This window comes from Nitrospirota bacterium (genome assembly GCA_035873375.1).
GTDB lineage: Bacteria > Nitrospirota > Thermodesulfovibrionia > Thermodesulfovibrionales > JdFR-85 > BMS3Bbin07.
On record JAYWMQ010000003.1, the window covers coordinates 62,996 to 77,762 of the forward strand.

The following is a 14,767-nucleotide window of genomic DNA, read 5'->3' on the forward strand; positions in this document are numbered from 1 at the left end:
CGGGGAAGAAAGGGGGTGAAAAGGACGATGGCAACTGTAAAGAAGACGGTCAAAAAGAAGGCAGCTACTGCCAAGAAGACAGTCACAAAGAAGGCGGCCACTGCCAAGAAGACGGTTGCAAAGAAGGCGACCGTTGCCAAGAAGACGGTTGCAAAGAAGGCAACTACTGCCAAGAAGACGGTTGCAAAGAAGGCAACTACTGCCAAGAAGACGGTTACAAAGAAGGCGGCCACTGCCAAGAAGACGGTTGCAAAGAAGGCAACTACTGCCAAGAAGACGGTTGCAAAAAAGGCAGCTACTGCCAAGAAAACGGTTACAAAAAAGGCAGCTACCGCCAGGAAGAAGGTTATAAAGAAGGCAGCCGCTGCACTCAAGTAGAAACGTTCTATGGCTGGAGTGCTGTAAATTGCTCTCCAGCCTCCCTTTTTTTCTCGTGCTTTATCGCCTTCGAATAAGAGATGTCATGCTAAAGGAATCTCCCCTTGAAACATGCAGTGAAAATATTATAAAACACAAGGGCAGAAAGGTGCAAAATATTTCTTTTCAAGTATTGGAAGTTACAGGTCTGCCACGGACTTTTTCGATTGATGATTAACAAATTCTCAGCTGGCCCTGCGTTTTCTGCGGTTAAAAAAATCAGTGCTTGTGATTATCCAATTATAGATATCAAATTGTACATATCTAATTGTAAACGGCGGCGTAACACTGGCTGAGTTCGGTCTCATGGGAGACGAGTTCCCATGAATCCACTGAAGAGAGGAGTTTTCTGAGGAACCTTACATGTGAGGAATGACCGGCCCTGTCAGCAATTATATGCCCATGAATGGGATAGCCGATGAGAGAGAGGTCTCCTATCAGGTCGAGTATTTTATGCCTGACAAATTCATCGTCAAACCTCAATCCTGTTTCATTGAGTATCCCGTGATCGCCTATAACTATTGCATTGTCAAATGAGCCACCCTTTGCAAGTCCGTTAGCCCTGAGCATCTCCACATTTTTAAGAAAACCAAAGGTCCGGGCAGGGGCTATATCCCTGATAAATACCTCTTCATCGAGGTCAAGACTCAGGTTCTGAGTGCCGAATGAGTGGTGTTTGAAATGGATACTGTAAGTCAGTCGCCTTCCGTTGTATGGAATCGCCGTGACTTCTGTATGGCCGTCATTGAGCGTAATTGGCTTTGTGATACGGATGAAGGAGCGCTTCCCGTCCTGCTTTGAGATTCCGGCCCCCAGAATTACATTGACGAGTTCAGTAGAGCTTCCATCAAGAATGGGAATTTCCGGGCCGTTGACCTCAATGATAATGTTATCAATGCCTATACCCGAGAGCGTTGAAAGCAGGTGTTCAATGGTCTTTATCCGTGTACCGTTATATCCTATAGTGGTTGCAAAGGCCGTGTCCACGACTGAACCGATGTGGGCCTTTATGATGGTCCTGCGGTCGGTTCTTATAAATACGATTCCCGCGTCACGCGGAGCCGGTTTGAGAGTGATCTTTGTAACACGTCCTGTGTGAAGTCCTATCCCCTCAAATGTTGCTCTCTTTTTTATCGTTCTCTGTAGTCGCATAATCTTAAGAATTTAAATTAAAGCAAGAATGGTGCCAGAAAAAATGCTTTGACAGGCAACAAAGTCTTGTGACAATATTTGCAGAGTGGCTACATAAATGTGGTATTTTCTACACAGTAATGCCTGCTGACCGGATACCTATGTTACCTCACCGCCAACTACTATTTCCGGAATCCTTACTGTAGGCATTGCATCAGAGACAGGGACTCCCTGTGCATCCTTACCGCAGGTTCCGATGGCAAACCCGAGGTCGGATGCGACCATATCCATGGATTTAAGTATCTGCGGTCCATTACCTGTCAGGGTAGCTCCCCTTACAGGTTCTCCGACGAGTCCGTCCTTTATGATGTATCCCTCCTGAACCTCGAAAACAAAATCCCCGGTGACGGTGTTTACCTGACCTCCCCCCATCTTCTTAACAAGGAGCCCCTGCTGCACAGACCTGATAATCTCCTCCGGAGAGTCAGTGCCGGGTGCAATAAATGTATTGCTCATGCGGGGTATCGGCCTGTGCTGGTAAGACTCCCGCCTGCCGTTACCTGTTGTTGATCTCTTTCCCTCTTTCAGGGCATTCAGCCTGTCATACATGTAAGCCACAAGCACTCCCCTGTCCACAAGTACCGTTCTCTGTGAGGGGGTTGCCTCGTCATCGAATCTGAAAGACCCTCTCCTGTTGGGGAGGGTTGCATCGTCAATAACGGTTATCAGGCTGGATGCCACATTTTGGCCCAGTTTTTCTGAATAAACAGAGAGACCCTGCCCGGCAAGGTCTGCCTCAAGGCCATGTCCTATAGCCTCATGAATCATTGTGCCGCCCGCTTCAGAGGCTATAACCACGGGCATACGGCCGGCAGGTGCCCTCCTGGCCTTCAGCATCATAACAGCCCTGCCGGCTGCCTTTTCAGAGATGACATTCAGCGGATGCTCATCAAAGAGCTCAAATCCTGTATGTCCGCCCACCGGCTCATAACCCGTCTGGATTGTACCGTCTTCAGCAGCAATTACCTGGACAAGGGCAAGCGTATGCACCCTCCTGTCATCTGCCATGACCCCGTCGGATGTTGCTATCCTGACGGTCTGAGCCGATTCCCTGTAAACCACAAGTACCTGCTTGATGCTCTGATTGTAGGCCCTAGCTGTCCGGTCGGCGTCTTTCAGCATGTTTATCTTTTTCCGGGATTCTACCTCCTCGGGCGGTATTTTTATAACAAAGTCAACCTTCGGGTTGATGCTTCTGAGATCAATCGTCTTTTGCAGGGCAGGGCCTTTTGATGCCTTGCTTACTGTTTCCGCCAGTTCAAGTATTGCCCCTTGACTGAATTCGTTTGTATATCCGTAAGCGGATTTTCCCTGGAATATAACCCTTATTCCAACCCCTGCATCTGTCCCTTTCAGGAGTTTCTCGATCTTGCCGTCCTCAAGTTGTACGGATAAGGACCTCTTTGATTCAACAAATATATCGGCGTAATCTCCTCCATGCTTCAGTGCAACTTTAATTGCCTTACTCAATATATCCCGGTCAATCACAAAAAACCTCCTGTCCCAAGTCATGTAATGTTAGCATGTAATGTTACTATTTTATGGTAAACTATTATATCATTTTCTTTACCAGTATCAGTATGAAACCGAAAACACGAGACAGGGAAATATTCCGTGAAGGGGAGGGGCGTCCTTTTTTATGATCGGTTTGATAGGTGGTAGCGGACTGTACGAGATTCCGGGGTTTAAGGTCAATGAGAGGAGGGCTGTTGAGACACCCTATGGTCTTCCTTCCGATGAATTCATGATTGGTGAGTTATCCGGGAGGACCGTGGCCTTTCTGCCGAGACACTCTTTTAAGCATAATATCCCCCCTCACAAGGTGAATTACCGTGCCAATATCCGGGGTTTTAAAGAACTGGGCGCAGAAAGGGTGATAGCCGTCAGTGCAGTGGGCGGCATTAACAGCAGTTTAAGCCCGGGGGATATCGTGCTCCTTAATCAGTTGATTGATTTTACAAAGTCCAGGGTAAATACTTTTTATGATGGTGATGATGTGGTGCATGTGGACTTTACAGAGCCGTATTGTCCGGAGTTGAGGGAGAGCTTTATCCAGGCATCTGAGTCCGGAGGGATAAAGCTCCGGAATGGCGGGACATATATATGTGTGGAGGGGCCGAGGCTTGAGACAGCGGCCGAGATCGCTTTTTTCAGCTCCATGAATGCCGATGTTGTCGGCATGACAGGCATGCCCGAGGCAGTGCTTGCACGTGAGAGTGAATTGTGTTATGTGGCCCTGTGTGTGGTTACGAACCTTGCAGCAGGAATTTCACCTGTGAAGCTTACTACTAAAGAGGTGGTTGAAACAATGAACAGAAGTACTGAAGATGTGAAGACCCTGTTGTCCGGGGCGATCGGATTGGTCCCTCAGCAGAGGGATTGTCCCTGCGGGGAGGCACTTAGAGATGCAGGAATGTGAGGCCGGAGTGGAGAGTATTCTGATAGTTGAGGACAAAAAGTCCATGGCTGATATGCTGAAGGCTTCCCTGAGCTCGGAGGGTTACAAATGTATTATAGCCCTTGACGGAAAGGAAGGTATAAAGCAGCTTCAGCAGAGGACTGTTGGCGTTGTTGTTACCGACCTTAAACTTCCGAAGAAGGATGGTCTGGAGGTGCTTAAGGCCGCCCAGGTTGAAGACCCCACGCTTCCTGTAATAATAATGACCGCATATGGAACCATAGAAGTAGCTGTGGAGGCGATGAAGCAGGGTGCCTATGATTTTATAACAAAGCCTTTTGACATAGATCATCTGCTCGTTATTGTCAGGAGGGCTCTGGAAGTGAGACGGCTTTACAGGGAAAACCTTCTTCTGAAAGAGGAGGTTTCTTCAAGGACAGGCCTGCCCAGGATTATAGGGGTGAGTGACAAGATCAAGGATGTGGTTCAGAAAGTCCAGAGGGTTGCCCCTACAAAGAGCACGGTCCTTTTGCATGGAGAGAGCGGTACAGGCAAGGAGCTCTTTGCAAGGGCGATACATCACCTGAGTATGGGCAAGGACAACCTTTTTGTTCCCATAAACTGTGCAGCCATTCCCCGTGAATTACTTGAAAGTGAGCTTTTTGGACATGAGAAGGGAGCATTTACAGGTGCTGAAGCAAGAAAGCTGGGAAAGTTTGAACTCGCGCACAAGGGTACGATCTTTCTTGACGAGATTGCAGAGCTTGAGATGTCGCTTCAGGCAAAGCTTTTGAGGGTTCTGCAGGACCACGTTATTGAGCGTGTTGGGGGTACAAGACCGATTCAGGTTGAGGTCAGGGTGATTGCAGCAAGTAACAAGGATCTGGCCTCCTGCATTCAGGAGGGTAAGTTCAGGGAGGATCTGTATTACAGGCTGAACGTCTTTCCCATATTTATCCCGCCGCTCAGGGAGAGAAGGGACGATATACCGATGCTTGCGGAGTTCTTTGTTAATAAATATGCCGCTGAGATGAAGATAAAACCGAAAGCAATATCACGTGAGACCATGAAGCTGCTCATGGAGTATAACTGGAAGGGAAATGTGAGGGAGATTGAAAACACAATCGAACGGGCAATGATCCTTGCAGATGGGGATACCATCCTGCCGGAGCATATCTCACTGATGGCGTTGAAAGTCAATTCTTCCATTGAGGGACTTCCGATGGATGGCCCCCTTGAGGAGACGACAAAGGCTGCCCTGAAACTTGCAGAGACGCTGAGGATCAGAAAGGCACTTGAGAGCACAAGGTGGAACAAGACACGGGCTGCGGAGTTACTGAAGATAAGCTATAAAACACTTCTTACAAAGATCAAGGAATATCAGATCGAGTAGCTGGAATCCGGTGATGAAAAAAGTGAAATCATTGACACCAAAGGCTTCAGCTCGTTATTATAAAAGATAAACAGCAGTACAGAATCCTACAGTGCCACAGACCTTTCCAGGTATAGGATTACCAACAGGGCGTATAGTTGTGGATAGCAGAACCACTATATATTCGGGGGCAGTATGTCAGGACACTCCAAATGGTCTCAAATAAAACACAAAAAAGCCGTAGTTGACGTCAAGAGGGGCAAGCTCTTCTCAAAGCTTGCCAAGGAGATAGCTGTTGCTGCCAGGCTTGGGGGTGAGGATCCAGCAATGAATCCGAGGTTGAGAACGGCAATCGAGAAGGCAAAAGAGGCAAACATGCCTCACGATAATATAAAAAGGGCCATACAGAAGGGCACGGGTGAGTTGCCGGGTGCCTCATATGAGGAGGCCATCTATGAAGGATATGGCCCCGGCGGGGTGGCCCTGCTTATCGAGGTGCTTACGGACAACAAGAACCGTACAGTGGCAGAGATAAGACACCTGCTCGGCAAGCATGGCGGTAGTCTCGGTGAGGCAGGATGTGTCTCCTGGATGTTTGAAAAAAAGGGGTATATCCTTGTTGAGAAGTCGTCCACTGACGAGGATACGCTAATGAGTATTGTCATTGATGCGGGTGCAGAGGATATGAAGAATGATCCCAGTGAAGCTCACTACGAGATAATTACAGCCCCGGAAGACCTTAAAAAGGTTAAGGATGTGCTTCTGGAACGGGGTATCCCCGTATCCGTGGCGGAGATAACCATGCTTCCAAAGTCCTGTGTCTCCCTGGATAGTAGTACGGCAGAGAAGATGATCAGGCTCATGGAGATACTTGAAGACCTTGATGATGTACAGAATGTCTATGCAAACTTTGACATCCCTGATGAAGTGATGGCCAAGGCTGAAAAATAACAGCCAGGGCTGAAAAAGTATACAGACGAAAAACTATACAGATAATGACAAGAACATCGGATGATGATCTATAAGATTTATATATGAGTTACTCTACATCAGAGACAGATTCTTCCTTGCGTCTGCCGTGGAGAGCCATTTTATCGAGGCAGGGTCTCCTGCTCATTTTGATAGTATCCGTAGTATTAACCCTGGTTACCGGCACTTACGCCCTTACCCCTGAGGAGGCGATCAACATAAGGGTTTACAAAGAGGTAAGCCCTTCGGTTGTCAATATCACCACCACTACCCTGATAAGGGATTTTTTTTCAGTATATCCCCGTAAGGGCGCCGGCTCCGGCTCCATAATCGACCCAGCAGGTTACGTGCTTACCAACTATCACGTGATAGAGGGTGCTTCAGAGATAACGGTTACCCTGAGTAACGGAAACAAGTACAAGGCAACGTTTGTCGGGGCTGACCCGGAAAACGATATAGCCATTATCCGGATACCCCGTGTGAAGGGCTTGATTCCCCTGAAGCTTGGTGATTCGGAGAGACTTCAGGTTGGTCAGAAGGTCTATGCCATAGGCAATCCCTTTGGGCTTACCTCTACCCTTACCACAGGGATTATCAGTGCCCTGGGGCGGCCTTTGACAACAGAGTCCGGCAGGGTGATAGAGAATGTTATTCAGACTGATGCACCAATAAATCCGGGAAACTCGGGCGGCCCCCTGATAAACACATCAGGAGAGGTCGTTGCTATAAATACCGCCATCTTCAGCCCGTCGGGAGGCAATGTCGGGATCGGGTTTGCCATACCGGTAAATACGGCAAAGGGCCTGATACCCGATCTGATCAAGTACGGCCGGGTGAAGAGGCCCTGGCTTGGAATAACAGGCGTGCCGCTCTGGAAGGAACTGTCCGCTGCATTGAGGCTCCCTGTTGATACAGGTATACTCGTTTCCGAGGTGGACCCGAAAGGCCCGGCTGCAAGGGCCGGTATCAGGGGTGGCAACAGACCCGTTGAGATCAGCGGAATAATTTTTTATCTCGGGGGAGACATAATAATTGATATTGACGGGACCAGGGTGACCTCAATGGATGATTTGAAGAAGGCCATGATGGGCAGGAGAGAGGGACAGGTGGTGCCTGTAAAGGTTGTCAGGGGCAAAGGGGTGCTGACACTTAAAGTAAGAGTGAGGTTGAAATCATGAAGAAGGCACTTGCCTGTGTGGTGCTTGCTGCCGGACAGGGGACGAGAATGAGATCAACCATCCCAAAGGTGCTGCACAGGCTTAACGGTATCCCGATGATTCATTATGTCCTGCGTGCAGTGTCAGGGCTTGGGCCTGAGAGGGTTATTGTTGTTGCGGGAAGGCATAATGAGAAGGTTTTAAAGGGAGCGCTGAAATCAGGGGACGTTCGGTTTGCCCTGCAGAAGACGCCGCTTGGCACAGCCCATGCCCTCATGAGTGCGGTAAGGGCGCTCAGGGGTTTTCAGGGAGACATCCTTGTTCTCAATGGTGATACACCGCTCGTCAGTACCATAACCGTCAGGAAGTTCATAACAAAACACAGACGTGCGAGGAAGAGTCTCAGCCTGCTCTCCTTTATTGCAGAGGACCCGACCGGGTATGGAAGGGTTTTAAGGGACAGATCCGGCACTCCCCTCGGGATAAGGGAGGAAAAGGATGCCACTGAAGATGAGAGGGCAATAAACGAGGTAAACAGCGGCATCTATCTCTTTAAGCCCCAAACCCTGACCCTGCTGAAGAAGATAGGACTTAACAGCAAAAAGGGTGAATATTATCTTACGGATATCCTGGAGATTGCCTGTCAGAAGGGGTTGTCATGCGGAGTTTACTGCTCCGGTGACGAGAGGGAGTTTATGGGTATCAATACCACGGAGGAGCTGCTGAGGGCCCAGAGGATATTGCGGGAGAAGACAGTCAGGTACTGGCTTGAGAGGGATGTGAGTTTTATGGATGAGACAGCGGTTTATATTCATCCGGATGTGGTTATAGGTGAAGGCACACATATCTACCCCAATGTTTATCTTGAGGGAAAGACGAGTATCGGCAGCGGATGCGTCATCTATCCGGATGTAAGAATAACGGACAGCACCGTAGGTGACGGGGTCACCATAAAGGATTCGTCGGTTATTGAATCAGCCGAAATACAGGGCAATACAATTATAGGTCCCTTTGCCAGGCTGAGGCCCGGAACAAGGATTATGAAGGATGCGAGGATCGGTAATTTTGTTGAGGTGAAGGCATCAACCATAGGTGAGGGTGCAAAGGCGCAGCATCTCACATATATCGGAGATGCAGATGTGGGAAAGAAGGTAAATATAGGGGCGGGCACAATCACATGTAATTATGACGGGGTGAAAAAACACAGGACGGTTATAGAGGACAATGTCTTTATAGGGAGTGATACGCAGCTTGTTGCACCTGTGAGGGTGGAAAAGGGGGCCTATGTGGGTGCCGGGTCAACCATAACAAGGGATGTTCCCCCAGGTGCCCTTGCCATCAGCAGGTCTCCGGAGAGGTGTATAAAAGGCTGGGCGAAGAAAAGGAAGAAGAAAAAATAACGAGCTATGTGTGGAATAATAGGATATATAGGCAAAGAGGATGCAGTTGACCTTGTGGTTGAAGGGTTGAGACACCTTGAATACAGGGGCTATGATTCAGCAGGTGTTGCCTTCCCCTCGGACAAAGGGTTGGAGGTCCGGAGGTGCAAGGGGAAGATAAAGGACCTGGAGGCTATTGTCTACAGGGATAAGCCTGCAGCGAATGTGGCCATAGGACATACGAGGTGGGCAACCCATGGTGTGCCGTCTGAATATAATGCACATCCCCACAGTTCAGACAATATAGTGCTTGTGCATAACGGGATTATAGAAAACTATCTTGATCTCAAAAAGGATCTGACCGCCCTGGGTTACAGGTTTACCTCGGAGACCGATACCGAGGTGCTGTGTCATTTGATAGACAGATACAGCAGGGATTTTAAATTTGAAGAGGCCGTAAGGATGGCCCTCAAGGATGCCAGGGGGGCGTATGCCATACTGGTTCTTTCTGCCGGTGACCCGCAGAAGATTATCGGCGTCAGGAAGGACAGTCCCCTGGTGCTTGGCATAGGTGAAGGGGAGTTTTTCCTTGCCTCTGATGTGCCGGCCTTTCATGCAAGGACAGGACGGGTAATCTTTCTAGAGGATAACGATATGGTTGTGCTCAGCCCGGAAGGGTACAGGATTACGGACCTCAATGGGAATACCCTTGAGAGGGAGATCGAGTTTATACCCCCGATGGCTGCCGGTGCTGACAAGGGCGGATACAAGCATTATATGCTTAAAGAGATTCATGAGCAGCCCCGGGCCCTCTCAGATACCCTGCGCGGCAGGATATTCCCTGAGAGGGGAGAGGTTAACCTTGGCGAGTTCATGCTTGATGAGGGGATGCTCAGAGGCGTTGAGCGTATATTTATAGGGGCCTGCGGGACGTCCTGGCATGCAGCGCTTGCCGGGAAGTATATGATAGAGCAGATAGCGAGAGTACCTGTTGAGGTGGACCTTGCTTCGGAATTCCGCTACAGGGGGCCGCTGATAGGTGAGAAGGACCTGTTTGTCTCCATAACCCAGTCCGGAGAGACAGCAGACACCCTTGCAGCGCAGCGGGAGGCAAAGAGGCTTGGCGCCATGACCCTCAGTATCTGTAATGCCCTGGGAGCAACCTCTGCAAGGGAGGCGGATGCGGTCTTCTACACCCATTCAGGGCCGGAGATCGGTGTTGCCTCCACAAAGGCTTTTACTGCTCAACTGTTTTCACTCTACCTCTTCTCTCTGATAATGGCAAGAATCGTGGGGAGATTGGGGGAAGAGGATGCTGTGGGCATGATTGCGGAGCTGCTGAAGGTGCCTGAAAAGATAGAGAAGATTATAAGCAATGAAGATGCAATAGTTGCAGTGGCAAAAGAGCTGTTTAAGGCAAAGGATTTTCTCTACCTCGGCAGGGGGATTCTGCATCCCATAGCACTTGAGGGTGCATTGAAACTGAAGGAGATTTCATACATACATGCAGAGGGCTATCCTGCAGGTGAGATGAAGCATGGTCCGATTGCCCTGATAGATGAAGATGTGCCTGTGGTATTCCTGGTGCAGCGTGGTCTGTTGAAGGAGAAGGTCCTGTCCAACATATCAGAGGTAAAGGCCAGGGGCGGAAGGGCTGTTGTCGTTATGAGTGATAAACTGCTGGGAGAGGTTCAGCAGGCTGATTATACCATCGGGATACCTGATACAAATCCCTATCTGGAGGCAGTGCTTATGGCTGTTCCCCTCCAGTTGCTGGCATATCATATCGGGGTGTTAAGGGGGTGTGACGTTGACCAGCCAAGGAATCTTGCCAAGAGTGTGACTGTTGAATAGGCCCTGTTAATGGATTTAGAAGGCGGAAATCTGTTATTCTAATAGATACCCTGGAGTTTGCAGTATAGAAGAAGGGAGAATTGTGGCTGGAGTGTTTAAGTTGCAGAATTATAAAAAAAGTAGAGAGTGCGGGGAAAACAGAGAGAAGATAAGAAGTTTGGAAATTAGGAAGTTGGGGTTTTCACTATTCAGGATACTCAACTTTCCAGTTTCAGAACTTCTTTGAGTACTCCGGTCTCTGTACTAAACAAAAGGGGGAATGGGAGATGAGCAAAGAAGAATTGCAAAATGGCCTGAATCCTCAACAAAGAGAGGCACTGCTTCATACAGACGGGCCTCTTTTAGTGCTTGCAGGTGCCGGGAGCGGGAAGACCAGAGTCATAACCCACAAGTATGCCCTCCTTACAAAAGAAAAGAATATCCCTCCGTCTTCCATCTTTACAGTTACCTTTACCAACAAGGCCGCAAACGAGATGAAGGAGAGGATATCTTCACTCATTTCAGATGATTTGAAGGGGTGCTGGATAGGGACTTTCCATTCCCAGTGTAACAGGATTCTGAGAAGTGATATAACGGCCCTGGGGTACAGCCCCGGATTTGTAATATATGACGAAAGTGACAGGCACAGCCTGATAAGGCATATACTCAGGGAGTTAAAGATATATGAGGCCCTCTACAAGGGGGTTGCTTCAAGGATAAGTTCACTGAAGGCGTCCATGGTTACCCCCGAGGAGTTTCTCTCTTCCGGTGACGGTTTTGGCTTTGACGAGAAACTCGCCAAGGTCTATATAAGATTTCAGGATGAGCTGAGGCGGTGTAACGCCCTTGATTTTGATGACCTGATAATGCTTACCGTACGGCTCTTTCGGGAACATCCGGATGTACTCCGGAAGTACAGTGAAAAGTTTGCCTACATCCTTGTGGATGAGTTCCAGGACACAAACCGTGCCCAGTATCAGCTGGTTAAACTTCTTGCATCCGGTCACTCCAATATTTTTGCAGTGGGGGACGACGACCAGAGTATTTATCGCTTCAGGGGCGCAGAGGTAAAGAATATCTTTAATCTTGAAAAGGATTTCCCCGGCGTCAAGGTTGTAAAGCTTGAGCAGAACTACCGCAGCACTCAAAATATTCTCGATGTATCCGGCTCCATCATATCCCAAAACCCTCTGAGAAAGGCAAAACGTCTCTGGACCGACCGCGGCAGGGGGGAGAAGGTCTTTTTCTACTGGCTCCCTGTTGAGGAAGATGAGGCAAAGTATGTTGTAAGAACGATCAAGGATATATATCTCAAGGGTGTTTACAATTACAGGGACATGGCGGTGCTTTACCGTATAAACCTCCAGTCAAGGGTTATAGAAGAGGCACTCAGGAGAGAGGGGATTCCATACCGTGTAGTTGGAGGCATGAGTTTCTACGAGAGAAAAGAGGTCAAGGACATAATAGCCTATCTGAGACTCTGTGTGAATCACCATGATAATGTCAGCCTCAGAAGGATAATTAATATTCCCCACAGGGGGATCGGTTCTGCCACACTTAATAAGATTGAGCAGGAGTCCAAGAGAAGAGGGATAAGTCTTTTTGAGGCAATCAGGCGTATCTGTAAGACAAAGTCTTCTTCTCAGACCGTTATAGACAAGCTTGATGTCTTTCTCAAACTCATAAACGGGATATCAGGTCTCAAGGATTCATCAGCCTCTGAGGCCATCAAGTCGGTTGTAGAGCTGACTGGATATGCCGAGGATCTTGAAGAACAGAGAGTTCAGAATGTGACCGAGTTAATGGTCTCTGCCGAGGGGTCGTCAATCGATGAGTTCCTTGACAGGGTTTCTCTTGTTACAAGGCTTGATGAATCCATGCCCGGGGATGCTGTTTCACTGCTGACCCTTCATACTGCCAAGGGGCTTGAGTTCCCTGTGGTATTTATTGTCGGCATTGAAGAAGGCCTGATCCCGTACTTCAAGTCCGCTGACAATGAAGAGGAGGTATATGAAGAGAGGCGTCTTTTTTATGTTGGAATGACAAGGGCGAAAGACATTCTCTGTCTTACCGGGGCAAGGAGGCGGAGGATATTCTCAAAGCGACAGGAACAGGAGCCTTCAAGATTCCTGAAGGATATACCCCGGGAGCATTGTCATTGGGTGGAAAAGGCCGCATGCAAGCGGGTTTCAGGTAATGGTAGCAAGGAGAAAGGCTTTGCCAGGAACAAGGCAGTGGTTTACGCATTTCCATATAAAACCGGTTGTCGTGTCCGGCATCCCAAGTGGGGTATAGGCGTTGTAAGGGATTGCTATGGCAAGGGTGATGACCTTAAGGTCTGTGTGAACTTTCCGGGGGTTGGGATAAAGAGACTGGCCCTTAAGTTTGCACATTTGGAGAGGATATAAGCCTTTGGTTATTCGTTATTGGTGAAGAGCATAACAGACCACTGATGACGTACAGTGAGTGCGGAGGTTAAAGAGAGATGAAGATTTCAGGCAGTGATGTGGAACATATAGCCCGGCTTGCAAGGCTGGGATTGAAAGAGGATGAAAAGGATGTCTACGGTGGCCAGTTGAATGAGATACTGGATTATGTTGATAAACTGAACGAGCTGGACACATCCGGTGTTGAACCTACCAGTCATGTAATTCCCGTCAATAATGTCTTTCGTGATGATGTGCCGGGGACCTCGCTGCCACGGGAGGAGGCCCTGAGAAATGCCCCTCAAGTTGCAGACGGTTTTTACCGGGTTCCAAAAATTATTGAATAAAATTGAAGTCTGTACCAATTGTTGTGTCAACTTTCAAGTGTCATTCCGGCTTGTCCGGAATCAAAGAGGGATATGATTCCCCACGTAGCGGGAATGACAATTCAAATACCCCGACATTACAAGATTGACATGACACCAGGGCAGAACTTTCGTTGATGACCCTGAAGAATATTGATATAAAACAGAAGAGGCAGGTAAAGATAAATGTTCAGATGCATGTTAAAGGCCAAGATTCACATGGCCAGGGTTACGGATTGTATCCTCCGGTATGAGGGGAGTATAAGCATAGATGAGGATATACTGGAGGAGGCAGGGATGCTTCCCTATGAGCAGGTTCATGTAAGCAATCTTGACAACGGAGAGAGATTTACGACCTACATCATCCCTGGCGAACGTGGGAAGAGGGGTTTTATGCTAAACGGTCCAACTGCAAGAAAGGCCATTCCCGGTGACAGGATAATCATATTTTCATATTCCTGGATGGATGAAGATGAGATATCTGCTGCCGTACCACGAGTCTTGATAATGGATGAGGAAAACAGGATAAAAGAGGTTCGTAATCTGAAAAGAGGTTGATTTATGGCTGAATCTCTCTTGATGAAAGGTAACGAGGTTGTTGCAGAGGCGGCAATTATGGCCGGTTGCCGTTTTTATGCCGGCTACCCTATCACCCCCCAGAATGAGATCCCCGAATATATGTCCTGGAGAATGCCCGAGGCTGATGGTGTCTTTATACAGGCAGAGAGTGAGCTTGCAGCCGTAAATATGGTTTATGGTGCTTCTGCCGCTGGCGTAAGGGCCATGACGTCCTCTTCTTCTCCGGGGATAAGCCTCAAGCAGGAAGGTATCTCCTACCTGGCAGGGGCCGAGCTTCCGGCGGTTATCGTTAACATCCAGCGGGGCGGTCCGGGACTTGGTAATATATCAGGCAGTCAGCAGGATTACTTTCAGTCAACAAGGGGTGGCGGGCATGGTGACTACAGGGTACTCGTGTATGCACCTTTCAGTCACCAGGAGCTATGGATTCTCACGATGAAGGCATTTGACAGGGCGGATGAATACAGGAATCCCGTAATGCTTCTTGCAGACGGAGTTCTTGGACAGATGATGGAGCACTTTGTTCCGGTTGAGTATGTCCCGCCTGCCCTGCCTTCAAAGGACTGGGTGCTTGACGGCTGCCGGTCAAGGCCTCCGCGGGTGATTAAATCTCTCTACCTTGGTGAAGGCGAGCTTGAGCGGCAGAACCTGAAACTCCAGGGGAAGTATCTGAGGATGAAG

13 protein-coding genes are annotated in these 14,767 nt (G+C 48.7%); 11 read left to right on the forward strand and 2 right to left on the reverse strand.

All coding sequences use genetic code 11. The annotated features are described in order from the left end of the window. The first annotated feature begins 27 nt into the window (after positions 1 to 27). A complete protein-coding gene (locus VST71_00685) occupies positions 28 to 378 on the forward strand; it encodes a hypothetical protein (protein MEC4684237.1) in 351 nt (116 codons plus the stop codon). Between the two features lie 303 nt (positions 379 to 681). Here VST71_00685 and lpxC read toward each other — a convergent pair whose 3' ends face one another. Together lpxC and VST71_00695 are read right to left on the reverse strand one after the other, a co-directional pair. Then, a complete protein-coding gene (gene lpxC, locus VST71_00690) occupies positions 682 to 1,569 on the reverse strand; it encodes a UDP-3-O-acyl-N-acetylglucosamine deacetylase (GenBank protein ID MEC4684238.1) in 888 nt (295 codons plus the stop codon). Between the two features lie 138 nt (positions 1,570 to 1,707). Next, entirely contained in the window at positions 1,708 to 3,096 is a 1,389-nt protein-coding gene (locus tag VST71_00695; protein MEC4684239.1) for a TldD/PmbA family protein, read from the reverse strand. 151 nt (positions 3,097 to 3,247) lie between these two features. Between VST71_00695 and mtnP the strand changes: the two genes are divergently transcribed. The 10 genes from mtnP to VST71_00745 all read left to right on the forward strand — a co-directional run. Further along, positions 3,248 to 4,027 (forward strand): S-methyl-5'-thioadenosine phosphorylase, encoded by a 780-nt coding sequence (mtnP, locus tag VST71_00700; GenBank protein MEC4684240.1) that lies wholly within the window; start codon positions 3,248 to 3,250, stop codon positions 4,025 to 4,027. Beyond that, positions 4,014 to 5,399: a sigma-54 dependent transcriptional regulator gene (locus tag VST71_00705; GenBank protein MEC4684241.1), complete on the forward strand. Its 1,386-nt coding sequence runs from the start codon at positions 4,014 to 4,016 to the stop codon at positions 5,397 to 5,399. The genes mtnP and VST71_00705 overlap by 14 nt, the downstream gene beginning before the upstream one ends. A gap of 174 nt (positions 5,400 to 5,573) precedes the next feature. Next, positions 5,574 to 6,329 carry a YebC/PmpR family DNA-binding transcriptional regulator gene (locus VST71_00710; protein ID MEC4684242.1) on the forward strand — a complete coding sequence of 252 codons (756 nt, stop codon included), beginning with the start codon at positions 5,574 to 5,576 and terminating at the stop codon, positions 6,327 to 6,329. 167 nt (positions 6,330 to 6,496) lie between these two features. Next, a complete protein-coding gene (locus VST71_00715) occupies positions 6,497 to 7,525 on the forward strand; it encodes a trypsin-like peptidase domain-containing protein (GenBank protein MEC4684243.1) in 1,029 nt (342 codons plus the stop codon). Further along, positions 7,522 to 8,904, forward strand: a complete 1,383-nt coding sequence (gene glmU / locus VST71_00720) for a bifunctional UDP-N-acetylglucosamine diphosphorylase/glucosamine-1-phosphate N-acetyltransferase GlmU (protein ID MEC4684244.1) — start codon at positions 7,522 to 7,524, stop codon at positions 8,902 to 8,904. Before VST71_00715 ends, glmU begins: the two co-directional genes overlap by 4 nt. A gap of 6 nt (positions 8,905 to 8,910) precedes the next feature. Continuing rightward, a complete protein-coding gene (gene glmS / locus VST71_00725) occupies positions 8,911 to 10,737 on the forward strand; it encodes a glutamine--fructose-6-phosphate transaminase (isomerizing) (protein ID MEC4684245.1) in 1,827 nt (608 codons plus the stop codon). Positions 10,738 to 11,003: 266 nt separating this feature from the next. Continuing rightward, positions 11,004 to 13,124, forward strand: coding sequence for a UvrD-helicase domain-containing protein (locus VST71_00730; GenBank protein ID MEC4684246.1), 2,121 nt, complete (start codon positions 11,004 to 11,006; stop codon positions 13,122 to 13,124). A 77-nt stretch (positions 13,125 to 13,201) separates the two neighbouring features. Continuing rightward, positions 13,202 to 13,489, forward strand: a complete 288-nt coding sequence (gatC, locus tag VST71_00735) for an Asp-tRNA(Asn)/Glu-tRNA(Gln) amidotransferase subunit GatC (protein MEC4684247.1) — start codon at positions 13,202 to 13,204, stop codon at positions 13,487 to 13,489. A gap of 204 nt (positions 13,490 to 13,693) precedes the next feature. Further along, entirely contained in the window at positions 13,694 to 14,065 is a 372-nt protein-coding gene (gene panD / locus VST71_00740) for an aspartate 1-decarboxylase (protein ID MEC4684248.1), read from the forward strand. Positions 14,066 to 14,068: 3 nt separating this feature from the next. After that, positions 14,069 to 14,767: 3-methyl-2-oxobutanoate dehydrogenase subunit beta (locus tag VST71_00745; protein ID MEC4684249.1), on the forward strand; the 699-nt coding region annotated here is incomplete at its 3' end.

Coding starts and splice junctions, on each gene's coding strand:
- VST71_00730 (MEC4684246.1), top strand. CDS start 11,004: ATGAGCAAAGAAGAATTGCAAAATGGCCTGAATCCTCAACAAAGAGAG.
- VST71_00685 (MEC4684237.1), top strand. CDS start 28: ATGGCAACTGTAAAGAAGACGGTCAAAAAGAAGGCAGCTACTGCCAAG.
- glmU (MEC4684244.1), top strand. CDS start 7,522: ATGAAGAAGGCACTTGCCTGTGTGGTGCTTGCTGCCGGACAGGGGACG.
- VST71_00705 (MEC4684241.1), top strand. CDS start 4,014: ATGCAGGAATGTGAGGCCGGAGTGGAGAGTATTCTGATAGTTGAGGAC.
- gatC (MEC4684247.1), top strand. CDS start 13,202: ATGAAGATTTCAGGCAGTGATGTGGAACATATAGCCCGGCTTGCAAGG.
- VST71_00710 (MEC4684242.1), top strand. CDS start 5,574: ATGTCAGGACACTCCAAATGGTCTCAAATAAAACACAAAAAAGCCGTA.
- lpxC (MEC4684238.1), bottom strand. CDS start 1,569: ATGCGACTACAGAGAACGATAAAAAAGAGAGCAACATTTGAGGGGATA.
- glmS (MEC4684245.1), top strand. CDS start 8,911: ATGTGTGGAATAATAGGATATATAGGCAAAGAGGATGCAGTTGACCTT.
- panD (MEC4684248.1), top strand. CDS start 13,694: ATGTTCAGATGCATGTTAAAGGCCAAGATTCACATGGCCAGGGTTACG.
- mtnP (MEC4684240.1), top strand. CDS start 3,248: ATGATCGGTTTGATAGGTGGTAGCGGACTGTACGAGATTCCGGGGTTT.